Source organism: Polynucleobacter sp. 35-46-11 (genome assembly GCF_002281105.1).
In genome coordinates, this window is the sequence record NZ_NCFJ01000580.1 from 1 (window position 1) to 1,479 (window position 1,479).

Annotated in this window: 2 protein-coding genes; both read right to left on the reverse strand. The window is 41.9% G+C overall.

Annotation, left to right across the window (positions count from 1 at the left end; all coding sequences use genetic code 11):
- Nucleotides 1-849: MBL fold metallo-hydrolase (locus B7Y67_RS17815; protein WP_293599776.1), on the reverse strand; the 849-nt coding region annotated here is incomplete at its 3' end.
- 15 nt (nt 850-864) lie between these two features.
- The gene (locus B7Y67_RS17820; protein WP_293599775.1) at nt 865-1,299 is read right to left on the reverse strand and encodes a DsrE family protein; all 435 of its coding nucleotides are present in this window, start codon (nt 1,297-1,299) and stop codon (nt 865-867) included.
- Nucleotides 1,300-1,479: the final 180 nt, after the last annotated feature.

Consider the following 1,479-nt stretch of genomic DNA (forward strand, 5'->3'; position numbering starts at 1 on the left):
GTTGAGGGCTGATGGCTCCATAGATTCACGTAAATAGCGCAAATAATCCCTAGTAAAGCGGATATCTTCTATAGGATTAATGGATTGAGGCCCATGACCGGGTATTACTACCTTAGGGTTAAATTTCTCAAACTGATCTAAAGCTTTCAACCACCCTTTGCTATCAGCATTACCCACAAATGGGATTCGACCGCGGAAAACTAGATCACCCGCAAAAAGCACGCCTTCAGATGGAATATAGACCAATAGATCTTCTGGGGCATGGGCTGGGCCAACCCGGCTAATCAGAAACTCCACTCCACCAATATTCAACTTTAATTGTTTGTCTATCCAAGTATCCGCAGCAATTAGTTTGGTTTGATCATTAACCCAGGGTGCAAAATCAACCCTTGATGCAATAAGCCGCTGCTTTGCAGTTTCTGAGGAAATATAGCTTCTACCCTCCCCTTGAGCGTAGATCTTTGCGCCAATTTTCTTAAACTCTTGAAGTCCATATACATGATCTGCGTGATAGTGAGTTACTACAACAGCAATAATTTTTTGCTTAGTAACTTTTGAAATCTCTTTAATCAACTTTTGCGCAAGGGTTGGAGAACCCAAGGCATCTATGACAACGACCCCCTTGGGAGTTACAACAAAACCTGCATTAGAAATAAAGTTTTGATTTTCGCTACTACCTAATTCAGCTCTACCTTGAACGAAGTAAGTATGCGGCGCAACTTTAATGGGCTTTAGCAATACACCTACCGGATCATTTATGACCGGACTGCTTTGAGCAAAGCAGAAGCCAAAAAAAATAGCATTAATCAATAATGCTATTTTTAGATGGTGAATACCGCGCAGGAGCATGTTCACCGAATGAGATTATGGTTTTATGTAAGCAAAATGATCTTTAAATTGAAGATCGCCAATTCTTGCTACGCCAGACGGTGTGAAGTCAGTATCCAAAATAAACTGATCCTTCTTTAGATTTCTATTTTTTAAAGTAATCTCACAAACCTCAAACCGAACACCACGCGACTTCAGGGCCCCAACTAAAGGAGCATATTCAATATTGTTCTTCTTATCCTTCGCGCCTTCCATCATGATGTCAACCCCATTGGCGTGGGTGACAACGATGATTTTGGTGTCTGGTGCTACATCCATATGATTGCGCACATTTCTCAAGCCCTTAATGCCTTGGGCGTCAGCATCATCAATATGATAGACAACGCTGGAGCCAGCAGCTGTAGCATGCTGAGCAATTAATGCAGTGCTAGCAATAATCAAAGATGCGACTAGTGATAAATATTTTTTCATGTGTGCCCCTCTTATGATTTAAGCGCAACCATACCTGGATTATTCTTAACACCCTTAATAATTGGCTCATTGAGTTGGACAGCTTTCACTACTTTGACATCACGTAGATGGCGCTCAATAACATCCCAAATTGCCTCGCCGCCAGCATTTTTAGCTTCTTCGCTTACAGGAGCCCAACCC